Source organism: Niallia sp. WK069_GA_01 (assembly GCF_983173855.1).
In genome coordinates, this window is sequence record NZ_OZ470138.1 from 2601244 (window position 1) to 2621685 (window position 20442).

A 20442-nucleotide genomic window follows, 5' to 3' on the forward strand; every position below is an offset into this window, starting at 1 on the left:
ATACATGATAAAATGTATTACATTAGACTTAGATGGAACATTATTAAATCATAAAAGCAGAATAAGCACGGAGAATAAGCAGGCGATAAAGGAAGCTCAAGATCATGGCATCGAAGTGGTAGTGGCAACTGGAAGAAACTATCCAGACGTAGTGGAGCTATTTAAAGAAACAGGGATAAAAACGTGGATTATCGGCGCAAATGGAGCGACCATCCATACTCCTGATGGAGAGCTGTTTCATCATGTAGCTATGAAGCATGAAAAAGGAATCGAGCTTTTAGCATGGCTGGAGGATAATGATTATTATTATGAAGTGTTTAGTGATGATTATATTTACACCCCGCAAAAAGGAAAGGAATTAATAAAAATCGAATTGGATCGTTTATGTACAGCCAACCCAGATCTTGATAGACAGGAACTGGAAAAGCATGCAGAGGTACAATATGGGCAAACTGGATTTTATTATATTTCTTCCTATAAAGACCTAGTGGCAAATCCAATTAATATATACAACATTTTAGCTTTTTCCTTTGATGAGAAAAAGTTAGAAAAAGGCTGGGAAATGTTTAAAGAGGATCACACTGTTACAATGGTTACATCAGGAAGATTTAATTTTGAATTTGAGCATTTGCTAGCATCAAAAGGCCATTCATTAACCAATTTGACAGGCCATTTAGGGATTTCTTTAGAGGAAACAATGGCAATGGGCGACAGCATGAATGACCTATCTATGTTAAGCAAAGTGGGGTATCCAGTTGCGATGGGAAATGCTAGAGATGATGTAAAAAGCATTTGCAAAGAAATAACGGATAGGAATGACAATAATGGAGTGGCCAAAGCCATTCATCGAGTATTGCATCCCTTGCAATCTGCGAACTGAAAAATAAGCAAATAATCAAGCAAAAGAGAGTGGGGTCATCATCTCCGCTCTCTTTTGCTTGATTAAATTCATTAGGTAATTAATGCTAAATTCCTAGTGAATCTTTTAAAAAGGTTTTTAAATATGCGACATTGGTTATTTTTTTATTACATTCGCTGCTGTCAGTGCAAATAAGGTTGCCAATAGCTTTGTAATAATCGGGGTTTTTCGCTTTTTTTGCTTTTGTTATAGTGGAACAATAGGCAACTTCACCAAAACTGTTGCAGATGGAACAAAAATTTGATTTAGAAGTAGGAGTAACTTTACAATCGATGCCGACCATTTTTCCTTCTAATTCATACACTATAAATTTTTTATTTGCTCTTAAATCGTTCCACCCTAAATAGGTTAACTCATTCTGGTCTAATAATGATAAATCTGGTAGTTTTAATTTTTTAATCTTTGGAAACATTTTTTTTAGCTGTTGCTCTGTGATTTTTGGAAAAGGGAGCAAGAAGGCTGAAAGGTCCTGAATATATTGTTCATTTTCTGCTTCTGTTTTGTTTTTGGAAATATCCAGCATTTCTATTTGGTCCAATGATGCGTTTGGAAAAAGGTCCAAAATTTTGGCGTTAGCTAATTCCGTCATTGTAGCCAAAATGGTAGAAGGAACATGTTTTTTAGTGCTATCCTTAATCAAGGCAATCTGTTTTTTTATAAAATTCAACTGTTCGTTTTTAATAAATTGTTTAGTCATTATATAACTCTCCTTGGATTCGCTACATCTATTTTAATAAATTCTTCCATCTTTTTATATGGAGAAAATGACTGGGAAATGTTTTTTACATAAAACAGCACGGATGAGATTGTTCATCATCCATGCTGTTAGGCTACTTTTTATGTGAATATACTATTTTTTTAATCGTTTCTGTTGAGAGAAAATGCTCCTGAGCTAGTTGGTGAATACTGCTGCCGCTAATAAAGGAGTTTTTAATAGCAGTATTACGGTGATCAAGAAGTTTTCTTCCGCCACTTGAAGTTCCCCATTTACGATATTCCGTTTCCTTCTTAGGAATGTAAAGTGTTTCTCCTTGGACATACTTTTGAATCTCCAAGATTAGCTTCTCGGGTAAGACGTTTTTTGCATTGATATAATTCAATTTCGCTCACACCTTTTCGGATTTGAAAAAATAAGGTGCAAAGCCAAAATATTAGAAAAGCTTGTTCAGCGATGAACTAAATGTTTCGCCCCATGCAAAGTATCGCATTTCCAATAATAGGCTTTGCATGAGTGAAAGAAGTTACAGACAATCTTAAGTGATTCTCCATCCGTAAGCACCCCCCTTTATCATCTAATTATAACGAAACTTACACATTTATTAAAATCTTTTTCCGTTTATTGAACAAAACGTATAATCAAGACAGACATCCATGCAACAAAATTCACACTAAGAACGATGAAAAGAGGCAATTTGATTAAGTTTATTGATATGCTGAGCAGGGAGTAGCCGGGAAAAGACGAGACCGAGCGACCGAGCCTAGGTTGCCATATATAGTGGGTGGAATTCCCACCGAGAAAGAACTAGCCATTCACTCGTAGCGAGTCTTGGAGGGCAAGGGGTAACTCTTGGTTTTAAGCGTAGACAGCGAGGTAATGGGCCGTAAGCCAAATGGTTGAAGGGATAGAGCTCCGAAATCTTCCTTTAAGAGGGCTGATGTGTTGGTCTCCACAGAAAGCAATATTTCTATTTTCGCAAAATGGCGAGAAAATGGAAACCTCTTCGGAGTCGGTGACCTCGGCACGTTATACATCGATATATGGTAGCAACTCGGGAGATCCTGTTTAGTCTTTCTATGTAAATAGAGAGTATGGCGAACCAAGCGATAAAAAGCAAGCAAGCCAAAAGCTGACAGGAAGTCGGATAGCTGTGTAGTACCAAAGAAATCGGGTAATTCTGATGGAGGAAAGGCAGCTACCCTATTACAGCCCTTATGGAGAAACATTTACTATACACGGAGATAGTGATGGAATGGAAACAAAACTAGTAAGGATAGCAGAATGAAACAGTATGAAACATTTTGTAAAAGGTGATAGGGAGGAGCCGTGTGCGATAATTCCGCACGCACGGTTCTTAGAGGGATAGCGGAGCACAATCCATTTCGGAGAGGCTCCCGTCTACTCGACCTGCAGTAAAACGAGGAATCTCGCCGCTCGCCACATGAAAATCGAAGTGTATTCCACCTGCGCGTAGCCACTTTTAGGGGAGCTTAAAAAAATCGAAAACAAAATGAAGAAAAAATGCATCTATCTTATCCGCTTCAAGATAAAGAAGATTTCTTATCAAACACTTCATCCTACTCATTTTAAACATTATAGTATATAATTTATACGAAAGAAAAAATATAGTATCTAGTACTAAGAGTAGATGTTATACTAAATAATAGATAACAAAGCGTAAAAAAATAATCTTAAAGAGAGATAAAGGAGATTTATTTTATGTATAATTTTACTGCAAACTTTGCCAAAGTAGTTTTAAAAATATTTGGACGTACAAAGGTTATTAATAAAGAAAAACTTCCAGAGGGACAAAGTTATATTGTCGCATGCTCCCATATTGGCTGGGTCGATGTTGTTGCACTCGGTTCATCCCTTTTGCCAAAACAAATCTATTTTATGGCGAAAAAAGAACTATTTGAAAAACCAAAATCAGCAAAATTCTTTACAAGCATTAATGCATTTCCCGTTGATCGAGAGAATCCTGGACCAAGCAGTATTAAAACACCAGTTAAACTGTTAAAAGATAATAAAATAGTTGGGATTTTTCCAAGTGGAACAAGAACTTCTGAAGATGCACCGTTAAAAAGAGGTGCGGCAACGATTGCTAATTTGGCGAAAGTACCTATTGTGCCTGCAGCATTCAGCGGTCCGACTGATTTAAAAGGATTATTGAGCGGGAAAAAAATTAAAGTTATGTTTGGTGATCCAATCCAATTACAACAAGCGGACGGTTCGAAAAAAGATGTTGCCCAGCTAACAACAGAACTTAGTGAAGTAATGGCAGAGCTTCAAAAAAAGTTAGAGCAATAGTGAGGGAAAAACATGATTAATTTGCCTAAAATCAAAGAAATTTTAAATAGATATCCATTGCCTTTAGTAGATGAAATATTGGAATTAAAAGAGGGGATCATGGCAGTCGGGATTAAACAAATCAGCAAGGAAGATACATTTGCATTTGGTCAAAATCCAAAAAGTCCGCTTATGCCAGGAGTACTTATTATTGAAGCAATCGCACAAGTATCAGCAGTAGCTATTCACAGCGATGATAAGCATGATAATAAACAAGCGCTTTTAGCAAGAATAAACGGCACCAGAATTCGTAAACAAGTACTTCCAGGGGATGAACTTTGTATGGAGGTCTTTGTAACGAAAGTGAAAAATACCATTGCAAAAGCAAAAGGAAGAGCAACGGTTAGAGGAGAATTAATTTGCGAAACAGAATTGCTGTTTGCCTTTAGATAACAACCTGTTGCCTTTATTATTTTCTCAAAAAAGCATTAAATCCAACAAGGAAAAATGGATTAATGCTTTTTTATTTAGAAAATTTTACGTATCCAAATATAAAAACACAAAATCTTAAAAATTTTACGCATCCAAAATAGAATATACATATTAAAAATTGTCTCTAACTACTATATTTTAGTAATAGGAGGATTTTTTATGTTAAAAAACAATAATAGCTGAACACATACAACATGAAATTGTAAGTATCACATCGTTTTCGCTCTAAAGTATAGAAGACAAGTTATCTATTGAAGATAAAACAGAACAATTAAGCTTTATAGAATACATTGGTTTATTTACAGGTAAGGAGGTCAAGAAAAAGAATGGAAGAAAATATCATTTATAATAATAAACGAAAAAAACAAAAATTGGCAGGTATGAGTCCGGTTCAATACCGTATTCATACCTGCCAATTAGCTGCTTAATATAAAGTTCTAACTTTTAGAGTCACCAGATTCTCACGTGTCGTTTTGATTTCGTCAAATAATTTTAATCAGGCTTTATTTCAAAGTTACAACTTCGTTTAATTTAATATACAATTAATATTCTTCCATCCGAGGGCAATTGCTTCTAAATGATCATTACCGAATTTAATATGTTTTTTCTCAATAGGTTTACCACCCAATTTTTCATAAAATGTGATAGATGGATTATCAGTTAGAACCCAAACCTTAAGAGATTTAATGTCTTTATTATAGAGTTCAATAATAATATTTTTAAATAAATTGTATCCAATTTTATTACCATGGTATTGATTTAATAAATATATTGCATGCAGTTCCCCTTGAAACTCATTTTCAAATGAACGGTTTATACCTCCAGATGCAAAACCTATTACGCAACCTTTTTCATTTTCTGCTACATAAACAATGACTTCATTTTCAGGATCACCTAGAGACTTTTCCCAAAGTTCAGCCCTTTTATCTACCGTAAGTTTGGATAATATTTTATCAGAAATAATCCCTTTATATGTTTGTTTCCAACTTTCAACATGAACCTTCGCTATGGAATAGGCATCTTCTTTTATTGCTTTTCTAATAACCATAATTAACACCCTGCCTTAACTTAATATCTGTTTTATGAGAGGTTCCTACCGGATTTTTAGTGTATAAATTGATTGGAGTAGCATGTCCTTCACTAAGGCTTAGACTAAGATCTATATGCACAGTCATTAAGCCCTTCCATACTTAAAGCAGGTATTTCTTCCATTAAATCATTAATTTGAATACGGTGTATTATATGCGCAATTTCTAGTTGGATTTTGAACTAAGAGAGAAGTTAGCTTTACGACTGTAGAGTTTTGGTTCTTCCTTTTATGAGAGTTCATAATCACCTCCTAATATTTGGGTGTTGATACCTTTGATTATTCCATGAAATTACAAAACAGTCAAAGTTTTAAACCGATTTTATCGAAAAGGAGTGTACTGACCTATTTAAAACTCTGATACTGTCTAGATAATAATCTCTTTATCTTTTAAAATTCCAATCCACAGATGATGTTTTACAATAAATTTTCTGTTAGCTAATTAAGGTGATAGCAAACTAGAAACACTAGCTTGCGTGTTCATAGAAACAAAGGCTGAAGTGGAATCGATTGATTAACAGCCACGAACTAAAGCAATATCTAAAGGAAAATAAGGATGAACTACGTCAGCACATTAATACAAGAAAATAGAAAATCCCAGCCACAAGCTGCCTTAAGAGTGGAAATATCAAAAGAGAATGGCAAGATGCGCAAATTGGGAATACAACAATAGTGGATAGAATAGTTCGACAAGCCATTCATCAAGTACATTGTCCGAAGCAATCTAGTGAATTCAGCGATGGCTTTAGACCGAAAAGAAATGGTGAAATGGCTATAATAAAAAGCATGGAATTTCTTGATGATGGACATAATTGGGTAAAAGAGCATATGTAGTTAATATAGACATAGGGAATTGAGGACCATACATATTCAGCATGTTCATTCTTATCTACCTATTCTTTTGGGAGAAAATAATGTATTTTCTTATCCCTCTACTTATTTTTCTATTTATCGTGCCGTTTTTTGGATTTATTTCGGACTTATCCTAATACATCTAAGCAGGCTATCATATAATAAATAAAACAAATAGGGGAATGAATAAAATTTTACGCATCCAAAAATATTAACAAAAAAACTTCTAAACAAGTAATTAAAAACATATACCTGTATTAGAAAGGAGACGACCTATGCAACCATCCAAATTACGCTACTATTTCCAATACATTAATACTACTATTTTAGGAGTCATCCTTGTTTTTTTACTAACAGCTGGTATTACTACCTCGTTTTTCTCTATGAAGCTTTCTTCCGAGCATGTTAGTGATTTTCTGAAAGATGTAGATTCTACGAATATATATTATCAATTATTTCGTGGGGAAAATCACTTTTATCCGAAGTCAGAAAATGGTGAGTTATCGATTTCTAAGCTATTATTTCAAGTAGCTACAAATATAAGATTAGATGATACAAGAACTTTATTAGGAAGGGAACTGCCATTATTAACGTTTTATCATACGGGTATTCTAGTGGCAGAAGAGGGGACGACCATTGCAAACCTTCCATTTGAGTCGACTCCATCTGAGGATATATTAGAAAATCCTAAAAAAGCTGATGAAAGCAAAATTTCGAAAGAGGATAAAAAAGATACAAAGGGTGCTGGGGAAAATAAGAGTCCTAAAACAAAAAATGTATTAATCTATCAAACCCATAATTTAGAATCCTATTTGCCACTTTTGAAAAATGCATCAAATGCAAATGATGCCATCAGTTCGGATACTCGTGTAAATGTAGTTGCATTAGGCAGTAAATTAACAACGTTATTGCAAAACAATGGAATTGGCGTACAGCATGATACGACAAATACGAATCAGAAACTTTTACAACGAAAATGGAGTTATTATTCATCCTATAATGTTTCGAAAGAGGTTGTACAAGCAGCAGTTGCCAAAAATAGTGATTTAAAATATTTGATTGATATTCATCGTGATTCTGCACGTAAAGCAAGCACCACTGCAACAATTAACGGAAAATCCTATGCAAAGCTTGTATTTGTAATAGGTACAGGTAATAGCAATTTCGAAAAAAACGCAGAGTTTTCGAAAAAACTGCATCAAGCACTTGATAAAAAATATCCAGGAATAAGTAAAGGTGTATTCACAAAGAGCAAAGAAAGCGGCAACGGTGTATATAATCAAAACTTCTCTGATAAAGCAATCCTTTTAGAGGTAGGCGGAGTCGATAATAATCAAGCAGAATTAAACCGAACTATCGAAGCATTTTCTGACGTATTTTCAGATATTTATTGGCAAGAAAATAATGCAAGCAAAGAGTAGAAAAATTCAAGATTAAAGTGACCATATAATGCAAATAACATTTAAATCATGAATGATAAAAATAGGCCGTTTGATTATGTACGTTTTATGTAGAAGCGGGGAGCAGTCAGAATACACGAAGACTCCTATGGGATTAGCGAGAAAGAAGAGAACCCACAGGAGCAAAGCTCCGAGGAAGGAGGCTCTGCGCACGCCCCATCCATGGAAAGCAAAGTCTATTCTGACTGCGAACTTATGGAGAGAGTAGGCAATCCTATTTTCAGAATAGCTCTATTCAAGTAAATAGACATAAAAACCTTTTTATAATTTTTACTAGAGTAACAAATGGGATGACCCACTATATCAAACCTTATAAGAACAGAGCGACTTTTTTCAGATCATAAATTTTCGACTATTTCTATTTATCTTCATGTATCTCAATATATTGCTTATAACGTCTTAAGGCAGCCTCACTCGTTAGTGAAAATCGCTCCATTAGTGTGTCATCAGAAATGCCTTTTTGAACAGCTTCTAAAATGGCAGTGTTCCTTAATGTCACTGCTGAAATTTTCCTTAAATTCGCTTTTTTTACTTCATCTTTGATCATCTCTTGTATAGCACGAACGGATAACCTTTTTGGTCGCTGACGATCATACTCATACTGGAAAGACAATGAAATATTATTAAATGCAACAAATAAGGAATCTTTTGAATGATATCTTGGTCGGAACAGAGGTGGAATAGAATAAAAATAGCTCCGTAAAAATTCGGATATGTTATCATTCAAAGAAAATGTCCTCGTATATTCTTCCGTTTTTAAAACAAATTCATTTTGAGCAAAGTTTATTTTGTCCATCGATAATGAGTGAATATCAGTCGGTGTAAGCCCATATGTCCGAATCATTAACACAATCGCACAATTTCTGTCTAATAAATAATTTCTAGCAGACTTTTTTTGCTCCTCGCTATCCTTCGTTTTCATTACAGCAAGCAATTTATTATATTCATCTTTAGTTATGAAATCAGCCTCTGTTAGTGCTCGCATTGGCTGTGTATCAGACAACTTATGAATTTCTTCTGCAGCAATGCATTGGTGAAATTTCATCAGTCTGCTGAGAACAGACGCTAAACGGCGAATCGTTGCCTGCGATAAATTTTTTTCATGCAAATAGTAAAAATAGGCACGTATATCATCCGCACGCAATGCTTTAAATAAATCGAATGATGTATCTTTTTTATGTAAATTCATCCAGTGAAAAAAATTTTTTAAATCTGATTCATATTGCTTTAAAGTAAGTTTGGAGCGTCCAGCAAGCTGTAAATCTTCCATAAAAGCAAGGGCATATTCAGGTAATAACAGAATCATGTACGGCACCTCCTTTAAATAGTTGTCGATAGAATGCAAAAGAAAAATGAAAATTTTCAGGTGAATTAAAAAACGTTTCTTAGTTTGGAAACCGATCTTTTTTAGGCAAAATGAGGAATTTTTAGTTACCTCTTTCTTATTTTAACATAGGTTATTATGTGAGGGAGAAGGGAGATTTTTAGATTGATCAGAGCAAAAGTTGGTGAATCCACCTACATTTTTAATAGTCCGCTTGAAACATATTTTCAGCCAATAAAAAATAATATTATTGGGCATGATTTTACTTTTTCCACCACTGATGGAGTACAGTCGCTTTTATATGCAGATTGGACTGCCAGTGGTCGTTTATATAAAAAGATTGAAGACAAAATAGCCTTAGAGCTAGGACCATATGTTGCAAATACACATACAGAATCGAATGTAACTGGCACCTATATGACAAAAGCGTATCATGAAGCAAAACAAACGATAAAAAAACATGTACATGCAAAGGATGAAGATGCTATTTTTTTTGCAGGATTTGGCATGACAGCCGTTGTGAATAAGCTGCAGCGAATGCTTGGGTTGAAAAATAGATGTAATATAGCGATGCCAGAAGAACAAAGACCCATCGTTTTTGTTACACATATGGAGCATCATTCCAATTATTTATCATGGGTCGAAACCATTGCAGATGTGGAGGTTATTCGTCCTACATCAACTGGAGATGTAGATGTTCTCCATTTAATAGAGCTGCTGGAGAAAAATAAACATCGCCGCAAAAAAATCGGTGCATTCACCGCCTGTTCCAATGTAACAGGGAGAAGAACCGATTATTATCGTTTAGCTGCCATTATGCATCAATATGATGGCGTTTGTTTTGTTGATTTCTCCGCTTCCGCACCTTACGCAGATATAAATATGCATCCTAACAATCCGCTGGAGCAGCTGGATGCTATTTATTTTTCGCCCCATAAATTTTTAGGAGGACCAGGAACAAGCGGGGTGCTTATCGTTAATAAACAATTAGTAACAGCAAAAACGCCTGATTTACCAGGCGGTGGTACAGTTGATTTTACGAATCAATGGGGAGATATTGTATATAAAAAAGATTTAGAAGAAAGAGAAGATGGGGGAACACCTGGATTTTTGCAGGCAATAAGAACAGCACTTTCTATTAAACTAAAAGAAAAAATGAAGATAGAAAAAATAGAGCAAAGGGAAAAGGAGCTTGTTCATATAGCGTTAACAGAGCTTGAGAAAATAGAAGGAATCACTATATTAGATGGCAATAATCACGATCGACATGGAATTATTTCTTTTACATGTAAAGAGTTGCATTATGATTTAATGGTAAGGATGTTAAATGACCGTTTTGGCATTCAAGTTCGAGGCGGATGCTCTTGTGCTGGTCCTTATGGACATTATTTACTTCATTTAGATAAACAACAATCCAAACAAATCAGCGAAGAAGTAAAAAAAGGCATTTTTATTCATAAGCCTGGCTGGATTCGACTATCTTTACATCCAACGATGACGAACGAAGAAATCTATAAAATAATTGCATCCATACAAAAAATTATGCTGTATAAAGAAGAATGGAAGAAAAATTATGTACTAGATGAAGCGCGCAACGAATTTAATGTTAGAAGAAAACAAAGTGTATCGATTGATACTCTTTTTGACATATGCTGAATATAGATGCACTAAAGCAGAATGAACCATAAACCTTAATAGTCCACTTGTCACGTTGTTAAGTGAAGAGAGCTGTTAAGGTTTCGTTAGGGAGGAGGAAGTATCAAAAAAATTTTAAAAAAGGGGACAAATAAAATGGGAAAATCGAAAAATAGGTTTAACAAACAACTAAAAAAAATAGACGTTTCCTTAATCCGACAGTTTGATGAAGAAGTTTCCTCTATAAAAGACATGATCAAACTGACATTAGGAGAACCAGACTTTCATACTCCAGATCATGTAAAAGCAGCAGGCATTGAAGCGATTGTACAAAATTTCACACACTATACGGGAATGTCAGGATTAATAGAAGTGAGAGAAGCAGTCAGTCAATTTTTTGTGAAAAAATACGGTATTACATATAAACCAGAATCTGAGATCATTGTAACAATTGGCGCTACCGAAGCCATTTCGGCATCTCTTTTAGCTATTTTGGAAGAGGGAGATAAAGTATTGCTGCCAGCACCTGTCTATCCAGGATACGAACCGCTTATTACACTAGCAAAAGCGGAGACGATTTACTTAGATACATCCAAAGATAATTTTTTAGTAACCCCTCAAATGATTGATGAAGCAATGAGGGAATATGGAGAAGAAATCAAAGCAATTATCCTCAACTATCCTAATAATCCTACAGGTGCAACGTATACAAGGGAAGAAATCAAAGCGATTGCAGATACTGTGGGAAAATACCCTGTTTTTGTTATAAGTGATGAAATATATAGTGAATTGACGTATGATGGCACACATGCTTCTATTGCAAAATATTTACCAGAACAGACTATTGTTATCAATGGTTTATCAAAGTCACATGCGATGACGGGCTGGCGTTTAGGGTTTATATTGGCAAATGAAAAAATAACAAAAGAAATTGTAAAGGTTCATCAATATTTAGTAACCGCCGCATCCACAATCTCTCAAAAAGCAGCGATTCGTGCATTAGTCGAGGGAATGAATGACCCAGATGAAATGAGATTAGAATATAAAAAAAGAAGAGATTTTGTTTATGAAAAAATGACAAAACGAGGATTTCACATTGCAAGACCTAATGGAGCTTTTTATATTTTTGGGAAAATTCCATCTGGATACATCCAAGATTCCATGCAATTTTGTGTGGATTTAGCGAAAAAAGAAAAACTTGCCATTATTCCAGGTATTGCTTTTGGTATAGAGGGCGAGGGATATGTTCGAATTAGCTATGCAGCGAGTATGGAAATACTTCAGGAAGCAATGAAACGATTAGGAAGCTATATGGAAAAGTGTAAATAGTTCATTCTAATACTATTAGCAGTCTTTCTTGCATTTATTGGTGCTCAGCACTTAAGAACAGAGAAGTGTCCATTTTTTCCTGTGGAAGCTGGAGGAAGAACAAATCTCCCTCCCGATTTATTGTTTCGCCATTTGTTTTTTTGGTCTAGGGATGTGCCAGCCATATAAAAGGGAAAGCATTCTTAAGGATACAATAATGACGAATAATATGTAGAGCTCTAACTCGGAGCCAGCTAAGTTATTGCATATAATAATACCCGTTAAAATGGTCCAAAATGCATATAATTCATATTTGAAGACCATAGGCTGCCTCTTGGATAGAGCATCTCTAATAATTCCTCCACCAACTCCTGTTAATAATGCAGAAGTAATGATGGCGCTTGAAGGAAGCTCAAGCGCTTTTGCAAACAAGGAGCCTTGAATAGCAAATGCAGCTAGACCAATTGCATCTAATAAACCAAATGATAGCTCCCAATGCTTCCACTTTGTAAATTTATGAATGGGAAGAATATAAATGAACGAAATAAGTAAAAAAGTAATAAAAAATAACTTTCCTTGACTCCAAAGCGTTGTTCCAGGAGCGCCAACAAGCAAATTACGCAATGCGCCTCCACCAAATGCTGTAATAAAGCCTAAAGCATAATAGCCAATTAAATCATAATCTTCTTCCGATGCAATAATTGCTCCACTTAAAGCAAAAGCAATCGTTCCAATAATGTTAAAAATCTCCCAAGACATAATTGCAGTTCACACCTACATTCATTAAATTAAATGGTAACTTCTATTGATACATATGCCAATCATTTTGAAGACAATATTTTTTTCATATCAGAAATGTATTGTATCATCTTTTACTAGAATGTTGTAAAAAATATTTTATAAGTGGTTGTTCAAAAAGTCTGGTCTAGCTCAATCAACAGAATGTACTAGCTCTGAAATTTTAATCGGTCAGAACAATGGTATTTTAGGGGATGAGTAAAGAGAGTTATCGTTTTCTTCTTCACATACATTTTCTTGGAAGAATATACATATTTCAAAAACCGTTTTGTTTTCAAAAAATTTGAATAAGTAGTATTATTACAACTTTTTCTGAAGTTATTGCGAATCGAACATTTATCGTTATACTTGTATTATTCCTAAAAAAAATGAATATCCTTGTATAATATCAGTGTATATGGTCTGATAGTTTCTACCCGGCAGCCTTAAAATGCAGGACTACAAGGAAGTATGCAAAAATGATTTGAAAAACCTGCGGTCGATTCATAATCAAAAAATTTATTGTTGAATGTACCAGAAGTTATTTCATATACGCTCTTATTTTTCCATGCTTTCTAGCCGTCTGCTGAAAGTACGAAAAATAAGAGCTTTTTTTGTTTTTTATGGAAATAATGAATTAGAGGAGGTATGAAGATTGTATATTCTTATAAATGCAATTGGATTATTAGTTGTGCTAGGTCTTGTTTATTTATGTTCACCAAATAAACGAAATGTTAAATGGAAATTTATTTTCGCGCTTTTAGGAATTGAATTTTTGATAACTTGGCTCATGTTATCAACGAAAATAGGAACATGGATCATTAATCAAATCGCGGGCTTTTTTACATGGTTGATTGCTTGTGCAAATAGTGGGATTTCTTTTGTTTTTCCTTCTGCATTAGCAAATGAACAGGTTGATTTCTTTTTTAGTGCGTTGATGCCAATTATTTTTATTGTGACGTTTTTTGATATTTTAATGTATTTTGGCATTTTAACATGGATTATCGACAAAGTAGGTTGGTTAATTTCTAAGGTTTCTGGTTTGCCAAAGTTAGAAAGTTTCTTTTCCATCCAGATGATGTTTTTAGGAAACACTGAAGCGCTCGCTGTTATTCGCCAACAGCTAACGGTTTTACAAGCGAATCGACTGTTAACATTTGGCATTATGAGCATGAGCAGCATTAGTGGATCAATTATTGGTGCCTATTTATCAATGGTTCCGGCAACATATGTTTTTGCGGCCATTCCATTAAACTGCTTAAATGCTTTATTGATTGCCAATATGTTAAATCCAATTGAGGTTAGTAAAGAAGAAGACATTGTGTATATACCGAATAAAAAAGAGCGCAAAGATTTCTTCTCCACTATTTCAAACAGCATGATTGTTGGAATGAAAATGGTCATAGTTATTGCAGCAATGGTAATCGGCTATGTGGCCTTAACTGCAGGTTTAAACGGTATTTTAGGGTTTTTTATAGAAGGATTAACGATTCAGAAGATTTTCTCTTATCTATTTAGTCCATTCGCATTCTTACTTGGCTTACCTGGAAAAGATGCGATGTATGTTGCTCAATTAATGGGAATAAAGCTTGCTACGAATGAGTTTGTTGCGATGCTAGATTTAAAAAATATGATTCCAAGCCTTGCACCGCATACAGTAGCAGTTGCTGTAACCTTTTTAACTTCATTCGCCAACTTTAGCACAGTCGGCATGATTTATGGAACAATCACTTCTGTTGTAGATGAAGAAAAAGCGAACTTAATTGGTAAAAATGTCTGGAAGCTGCTTATTAGCGGGATGGCAGTTTCCTTATTAAGTGCAATGGTTGTTGGATTATTTATTTGGTGAAAATACAAGAAGCAGGGAGAAGACAATTCTCTGTTTCTTATCTAATTATCACAATTATTTTTAACGATTTAAGTGTTCATTTGTTTATGTTATAATCAAGAGGATTATAAATAGATGCAAACCACAAGGGGAGCGAAAGCTGAGAAAGATCTTCTAAGATCTGACCCTTTGAACCTGTTAGTTAATACTAGCGTAGGGATGTGGAAAGAACCGCACTGTTTTTTATGCGTTTTTTTGTTACAAAGACAATCCCCCTTGCGGAATGCAGACTTAATAGGGGGATTTTTTGTATGCGTAATGGAAAGTTAGTTGTATTAATTGAAGTAGCCATGTTTGCTGCATTTGCATTGATTCTGGATTTATTGCCGTCCATAAAGATTGGCCAAATGTCTATTTCTTTTGCTATGGTTCCTGTCTTTATTATCGCCTTTCGTTGGGGTGTAAAAGCAAGTGCTTTAGCAGGTTTTTTATGGGGATTGCTGCAAATCGTTGTTGGAGACCTTCAAGCGTTGGCAATTTGGCAAGTCTTATTGGAATATTTTTTAGCATTTGCTTGTATTGGTGCAGCAGGATTATTTTTTACGCCGATTCAGCACCATCTTAAAGAGGGAAACAAAATAAAAGCAGTTTTATTTATTATAGTAGCTACTTTTATCGGTTCATTGGCTCGTTATTTCTGGCATTTTATTGCGGGCGCAACAATCTGGGCATCATATGCTCCAGATGATATGTCACCGATTAAATATTCGCTTCTATTTAATGGAGTTCCTTTTTTAGGTGCTTTTATCCTTTGTTCCATTATTTTAGCCATATTATTAATTATCGCTCCAAGAATAGTATTGGAACGACCGGCTTCAGCACAGCATAATAGCAAAATGTAAGGGATGCAAGAGATGATTTTATCATCTCTTTTTTTTGCCGTTATCTTTAATAAAGCTGATAAAATAGACAGGAATTGAACTGAAAATAAAAACAATCGACTTAATTTGTAAAATATTGAATATTTAGTATAATGAAAAAATACTATTTTTTGTTGTTGTTTCATTACATAGAAAAAGAAGCCATCTAGATTTAGATAAAAGGGAAGGAGCTAACTGAATGAACCTAGGGGGAAAAATAAAAGAAATACGTAAACAAAAACGTTTAACCATTGCAGATGTTGCCGTCCAAACAGGACTGTCCAATGGTTATATTAGCAATGTGGAACGAAATTTAAACAGTCCTACAATTGAAAGTTTGCGAAAAATTGTGGAAGCTCTGTCCATCACTCTTGTAGAGCTATTTCAGGATCAACAGAAAAATTCTAGAATTGTGAGAAAAAATGAGCGAATTACAATGATGAAAGCAAATGATCAATCCATTTTTTATGAGCTATTATCACCAGCAGGAAAAAAAGAAATGGGGGCAGTACTTGTAACATTAAAGCCTGGTGCAGCTTCTGGAACGGAGGCGCATTCCCATAGAGGAGAAGAATTTGGTTTTGTGATTAAAGGAAGCCTGCTTTATCAAATTGGCAATGAAACGTATGAATTAGCAGAAGGAGACAGTATCTACTACGATGCAAGCATTCCTCATTTTTATAAAAATATTGGGACGTCAGATTGCATAAGCATTTGGGTCGTAACACCGCCAACATTCTCATAAACAACTCTCAAGAAGACTCGTTCCTTAGCTTCGCCTCTGAACATGGAAGATACAGAACATTTCCTTTTTCCAAACAATAGAAAGGATGAGAAAGATGAACATGGATGATGATTTTATTAACCGATTCCCATTAATAAAGAAATTAAAAGAGTACGAGGAAGTTTTTTGGATAAATAACAATGCAAACAAAGCATCCCCGCCTCCTGCTAGTACTCAAGTAGATATAATGGAAGCCATTAAAAGATTAGAACGATTTGCTCCTGTTATCAGCGCCCTGTTTCCTGAAACTCAGCAAACGAATGGTCTTATTGAATCTCCACTTAGAGAAATTGGAAAAATGAAAGATTATATAGAGCAAAAAGAAAACACTGTATTTCATGGAAATTGGTATTTAAAATGCGACCATATTTTGCCTATTTCAGGATCGGTAAAAGCGAGAGGCGGGATTTATGAAGTCTTGAAATTTGCTGAAAGGATTGCAGAAAAATCTGGAAAATTACAAATGGAACAAAGTTATATTCAACTACTATCCCCTAAAATACAATCTCTATATCAAAAGTATACAATCGTTGTCGGATCGACTGGAAATTTAGGTTTAAGTATTGGCATGATCAGCAGAAAATTAGGATTCCAAGTGGTCGTACATATGTCAAAAGATGCGAAACAGTGGAAAAAAAATAAATTACGAGAAATTGGCGCAAAAGTAGTAGAACATGAAGAGGATTATAGTGTTGCGGTGGAACAAGGGAGAATAGAAACCGAAAACAATCCGTGGAGTTATTTTATAGATGATGAAAATTCTGCGCATTTATTTGAAGGATATGCTGTTGGAGCTTATCGTTTAAAACAACAGTTGGAGGAAAAGAAGATAATAGTAGATGAACAGCATCCATTATTTGTTTATTTGCCATGTGGAGTGGGAGGCGCCCCTGGTGGAATTACATATGGTTTGAATATGCTTTTCGGTGATCATGTACATTGTTTTTTTGCAGAACCAACCCATTCTCCCGCTATGCTTACCCGTTTATATACAGGTATAGATGATATTGCTGTACAGGATTTAGCTATTGATAATCAGACAGAAGCAGACGGTTTAGCGGTTGGCAAAGCATCCCGTTTTGTAGTAGAGCAGGTCGGTAGCTTAATCAGTGGCTGTTATACTGTTTCCGATCAAAAGCTGTTTCCTTTATTATATAAATTAATGGAAACAGAGCAGCAATACTTGGAGCCTTCCGCTCTAACTGCTCTTTATGGTCCAGTTGCATTCCAGCGTAAAATAGAAAAAACGTATATTAAAAACAAGGGACTTCAAAATAAACAGAAAACATCTACACATGTGTTTTGGGGAACTGGCGGCGCCCTTGTCCCTCAAGAAATTCAAGAAGAACATATTCAGCGAGGAAAATCGCTTTTGTAATAAAAGGAAGGGGAACCAGCAAGTCTAATGCTTGGTTCTTTTTTCATGTTGCAAAGAATGTTATCATAAAACTATTGTTAAGCAAGCTGAACTTTTTATAGTGGTATTTGACACGCTAACGATGAAACTATTCTTGATTACTTTTCGTCTTCTAAAGAGAGGAAAAACAGCTTGTGAAATGACGTCAAGGAGGAAGATATGGCAGAAATACTATTCCAACCACAAAAAAGACAAAAGCAAAAGAGGATAATAATTGGTTTTTTATTAGGAATCCTCTTAATCGTTTCTAGCATTCTATTATTATTGTATCCTTTTGCCAGCAAGGAGAAAACGAATTATTTTACTGGGAAAAACCCTATTCTTCTAAATGGAAAACAAATTGGCAATGGAATCGTCTTGAATGACACCATTTATTTGCCATTATCCGTATGGCAGCAAAATATAGATGACACGATTTTTTATGACAACAGCAGCAATTCAGTAATTGTGACAACCAAAGATAAAGTTGTGCAATTTCCTTCTAAATCAGTATCCTATTTCGTGAACAATAAAGCAGTAAATCTTCAATTTCAGCCGATTAAGGATAATGATGGGCAAGTGTATATTGCTTTAGAACCATTGATAAACTTTTATCATGTTCAACATACTGTTTTAGAAGAACATAACGCGGTGCTTTTAGAAAAAGATGGACAAAAGAAAGTACATGCTGTTGTGACAGCTAAAAAAATGGATGATGATTATCGAAGACTTCGTTCAGAAGCCAGTCTTTTTTCTCCTTACAGAGAAGAACTCTCTAGTAAAGAGGCTGTTACAATCGAAAAGGAAGAAGAAAACTATTATTTCGTTCGAAAAAAGAATGGAGTAGCAGGGTATGTAAAAAAAGATATTATTAACAAAGGAAAAACAGAAACGGTTCAAGCAAAAGTAAAAGAGAATAAACCAAAGCTTACGAAAGTAGACGGTCCTATCCAATTAACATGGGAAGCGGTTTATACCAAAAATCCTGATACTTCTTCCATTAAAAAAATGGATGGTGTGAATGTTGTTTCACCAACTTGGTTTAAACTTTCTGGCAATAAAGGGGATGTCAGCAATTTAGGTTCAACCGCGTATGTTAAATGGGCACACAAACATGATTATCAAGTATGGGGGTTATTCTCCAATAATTTTGATCCAGAGAAAACCCATCAAGTCTTTAAGGATTATAAAACAAGGCAAAAGGTGATCCGTCAATTATTAGTGTATAGCGAAATGTATGATTTAGACGGAATCAATATTGATATTGAAAATGTAAAAGAAGAAGACGGAAAATACGTAACGCAATTTGTACGAGAAGCTACTCCTTATCTTCATGAAGCCGGTTTAACCGTTTCGATGGATATTACCTTTATTGCAGGTGGAAATTATTCTGCTTTTTATGAAAGAGAACATCTTTCCGATATCGTCGATTATTTAGTAGTAATGGCATATGATGAGCATTGGGCAAGTTCCCCCAAAGCTGGAAGTGTTGCAAGTTTTCCTTGGGTAGAATCAAACCTAGAAAACTTATTAACACAAGTGCCGAATGACAAACTTGTATTAGCAGTACCGCTGTATACAAGGCTGTGGGAAGAAAAAGAAAATGGAGAAATTACGTCACAAGCTTTATCAATGGAAAAAGTAGAAGAATGGTTAGAGAAAAAGAAGGTAAAGCCAACGTATGATGAAGCAAGCGGCCAAAATTATGGAGAATACTATGATCCAAAAACAAAGTCCACCTATAAAATTTGGCTTGAGGATGAAATGTCGTTATCCAAACGAGCAAGTTTAGTCGATAAATATGATCTTGCTGGTGTGGCAAGCTGGTCCCGTTATTTTGCGAATGATTTGGCATGGCCATCTCTTGCATTAGATGACAGTGAAAAATAATATACCAGCATAAATCAAAAAAATTCAAAAAAGAAAATAGTTTAAAATTAAGATGGCTATTCCCCCACTCCACCTTGCATCGCAATAATTGTGGAGGGTCTATCTGAATCTTGTCTGTCCACTTTCATCAAAAAAAATATTCATTAATTCCGTTTTTAGAGGTGGGGATAGTGACAACTTTTATTCCTCCTAGGTATATGATTATTGATATTAAAACAATAAAATTGTATAGTATAAGAACATTATAGCCCCTTATCAAGATACGGTTAATATAATATAGGATTAAAAGAGTACTCGTATCTAGATACGATGAAAATTAATCTGATTATTTATTTGGCTTTTTTGAACGGCCATATAAAAGGACTAGAATATATTATTCTAGTCCTTTTATTATACCAAACATGTATTCTATTAACGATGAATTATTCGTAAAATTAGTATTATACGAATAATATAAACCGTATATTTGATTAAAAAAATCGTGATATACGGTTATTTGTCATTTGTACCGGGAAGGTGTGATTACTTTTTTATATTTTGGGCTTACTCATGGTTAGTTTTTGTTGCGACATGTGAAAAGCACCTCCTGATACGTGTACGTCCATTTTAAATTGTGCCGTGTGAGAAGAATAGGATTTTTCGAAAGCAGATAAACGATGGAATTCAAATTGTTTAATCTAATTCCGAACAACACAGGGCACTGATCAATATCTTTGGTGATCTGTTCCACACTGTCATTTGTATGCTGATAACAAATTACTGC

At 34.8% G+C, this 20442-nt stretch carries 18 protein-coding genes and 2 riboswitches; of the genes, 13 read left to right on the forward strand and 5 right to left on the reverse strand.

Translation table 11 applies throughout. From position 1 onward, the window contains the following. Window positions 1–4: 4 nt before the first annotated feature. Entirely contained in the window at window positions 5–880 is an 876-nt protein-coding gene (locus AC5LWL_RS12485; RefSeq protein WP_493434599.1) for a Cof-type HAD-IIB family hydrolase, read from the forward strand. An 85-nt stretch (window positions 881–965) separates the two neighbouring features. On the opposite strand, the gene AC5LWL_RS12490 is transcribed toward AC5LWL_RS12485, so the two are convergent. Together AC5LWL_RS12490 and AC5LWL_RS12495 are read right to left on the reverse strand one after the other, a co-directional pair. Then, on the reverse strand, window positions 966–1616 hold the full coding sequence (locus AC5LWL_RS12490; RefSeq protein ID WP_493434600.1) for a FusB/FusC family EF-G-binding protein: 651 nt from the start codon (window positions 1614–1616) through the stop codon (window positions 966–968). A gap of 133 nt (window positions 1617–1749) precedes the next feature. Beyond that, complete coding sequence (locus AC5LWL_RS12495; RefSeq protein WP_493434601.1) at window positions 1750–2019, reverse strand: CD3324 family protein; 270 nt, start codon at window positions 2017–2019, stop codon at window positions 1750–1752. A 1337-nt stretch (window positions 2020–3356) separates the two neighbouring features. On the opposite strand from AC5LWL_RS12495, the gene AC5LWL_RS12500 reads away from it, so the two are divergent. From AC5LWL_RS12500 to AC5LWL_RS12510, 3 genes are all read left to right on the forward strand, one after another. Continuing rightward, window positions 3357–3947 carry a lysophospholipid acyltransferase family protein gene (locus tag AC5LWL_RS12500; RefSeq protein ID WP_493434602.1) on the forward strand — a complete coding sequence of 197 codons (591 nt, stop codon included), beginning with the start codon at window positions 3357–3359 and terminating at the stop codon, window positions 3945–3947. 12 nt (window positions 3948–3959) lie between these two features. Then, complete coding sequence (gene fabZ / locus AC5LWL_RS12505) at window positions 3960–4379, forward strand: 3-hydroxyacyl-ACP dehydratase FabZ (protein WP_493434603.1); 420 nt, start codon at window positions 3960–3962, stop codon at window positions 4377–4379. Window positions 4380–4744: 365 nt separating this feature from the next. After that, entirely contained in the window at window positions 4745–4846 is a 102-nt protein-coding gene (locus tag AC5LWL_RS12510) for an IS3 family transposase (RefSeq protein WP_493434604.1), read from the forward strand. A gap of 98 nt (window positions 4847–4944) precedes the next feature. On the opposite strand, the gene AC5LWL_RS12515 is transcribed toward AC5LWL_RS12510, so the two are convergent. Then, window positions 4945–5466 (reverse strand): GNAT family N-acetyltransferase, encoded by a 522-nt coding sequence (locus AC5LWL_RS12515; protein WP_493434605.1) that lies wholly within the window; start codon window positions 5464–5466, stop codon window positions 4945–4947. Between the two features lie 711 nt (window positions 5467–6177). Between AC5LWL_RS12515 and AC5LWL_RS12520 the strand changes: the two genes are divergently transcribed. Then, window positions 6178–6339, forward strand: a complete 162-nt coding sequence (locus AC5LWL_RS12520; protein ID WP_493434606.1) for a hypothetical protein — start codon at window positions 6178–6180, stop codon at window positions 6337–6339. Window positions 6340–6632: 293 nt separating this feature from the next. Beyond that, on the forward strand, window positions 6633–7778 hold the full coding sequence (gene spoIIP, locus AC5LWL_RS12525; protein WP_493434607.1) for a stage II sporulation protein P: 1146 nt from the start codon (window positions 6633–6635) through the stop codon (window positions 7776–7778). Window positions 7779–8175: 397 nt separating this feature from the next. Here spoIIP and AC5LWL_RS12530 read toward each other — a convergent pair whose 3' ends face one another. Further along, window positions 8176–9123, reverse strand: coding sequence for a tyrosine-type recombinase/integrase (locus AC5LWL_RS12530; protein ID WP_493434608.1), 948 nt, complete (start codon window positions 9121–9123; stop codon window positions 8176–8178). 183 nt (window positions 9124–9306) lie between these two features. Here AC5LWL_RS12530 and AC5LWL_RS12535 point away from each other — a divergent pair, with 183 nt between their 5' ends. Then, on the forward strand, window positions 9307–10797 hold the full coding sequence (locus tag AC5LWL_RS12535; protein WP_493434609.1) for an aminotransferase class V-fold PLP-dependent enzyme: 1491 nt from the start codon (window positions 9307–9309) through the stop codon (window positions 10795–10797). Window positions 10798–10932: 135 nt separating this feature from the next. Next, complete coding sequence (locus AC5LWL_RS12540) at window positions 10933–12105, forward strand: pyridoxal phosphate-dependent aminotransferase (protein WP_493434610.1); 1173 nt, start codon at window positions 10933–10935, stop codon at window positions 12103–12105. A 117-nt stretch (window positions 12106–12222) separates the two neighbouring features. On the opposite strand, the gene AC5LWL_RS12545 is transcribed toward AC5LWL_RS12540, so the two are convergent. Further along, window positions 12223–12843: a trimeric intracellular cation channel family protein gene (locus tag AC5LWL_RS12545; protein WP_493434611.1), complete on the reverse strand. Its 621-nt coding sequence runs from the start codon at window positions 12841–12843 to the stop codon at window positions 12223–12225. A gap of 397 nt (window positions 12844–13240) precedes the next feature. Then, a riboswitch (purine riboswitch) is annotated at window positions 13241–13343 on the forward strand. A gap of 173 nt (window positions 13344–13516) precedes the next feature. On the opposite strand from AC5LWL_RS12545, the gene AC5LWL_RS12550 reads away from it, so the two are divergent. The 5 genes from AC5LWL_RS12550 (at window position 13517) to AC5LWL_RS12570 (ending at window position 19679) form a co-directional block, all read left to right on the forward strand. Continuing rightward, entirely contained in the window at window positions 13517–14710 is a 1194-nt protein-coding gene (locus AC5LWL_RS12550; protein WP_493434612.1) for a nucleoside transporter C-terminal domain-containing protein, read from the forward strand. Window positions 14711–14826: 116 nt separating this feature from the next. Next, window positions 14827–14926: riboswitch (TPP riboswitch) on the forward strand. Between the two features lie 74 nt (window positions 14927–15000). Beyond that, window positions 15001–15591, forward strand: a complete 591-nt coding sequence (gene thiT / locus AC5LWL_RS12555; protein WP_493434613.1) for an energy-coupled thiamine transporter ThiT — start codon at window positions 15001–15003, stop codon at window positions 15589–15591. Between the two features lie 217 nt (window positions 15592–15808). Beyond that, window positions 15809–16354, forward strand: a complete 546-nt coding sequence (locus AC5LWL_RS12560; protein WP_493434614.1) for a cupin domain-containing protein — start codon at window positions 15809–15811, stop codon at window positions 16352–16354. 94 nt (window positions 16355–16448) lie between these two features. After that, on the forward strand, window positions 16449–17771 hold the full coding sequence (dsdA, locus tag AC5LWL_RS12565; protein ID WP_493434615.1) for a D-serine ammonia-lyase: 1323 nt from the start codon (window positions 16449–16451) through the stop codon (window positions 17769–17771). Window positions 17772–17969: 198 nt separating this feature from the next. After that, window positions 17970–19679, forward strand: coding sequence for a glycosyl hydrolase family 18 protein (locus tag AC5LWL_RS12570; RefSeq protein ID WP_493434616.1), 1710 nt, complete (start codon window positions 17970–17972; stop codon window positions 19677–19679). Window positions 19680–20442 lie beyond the last annotated feature (763 nt).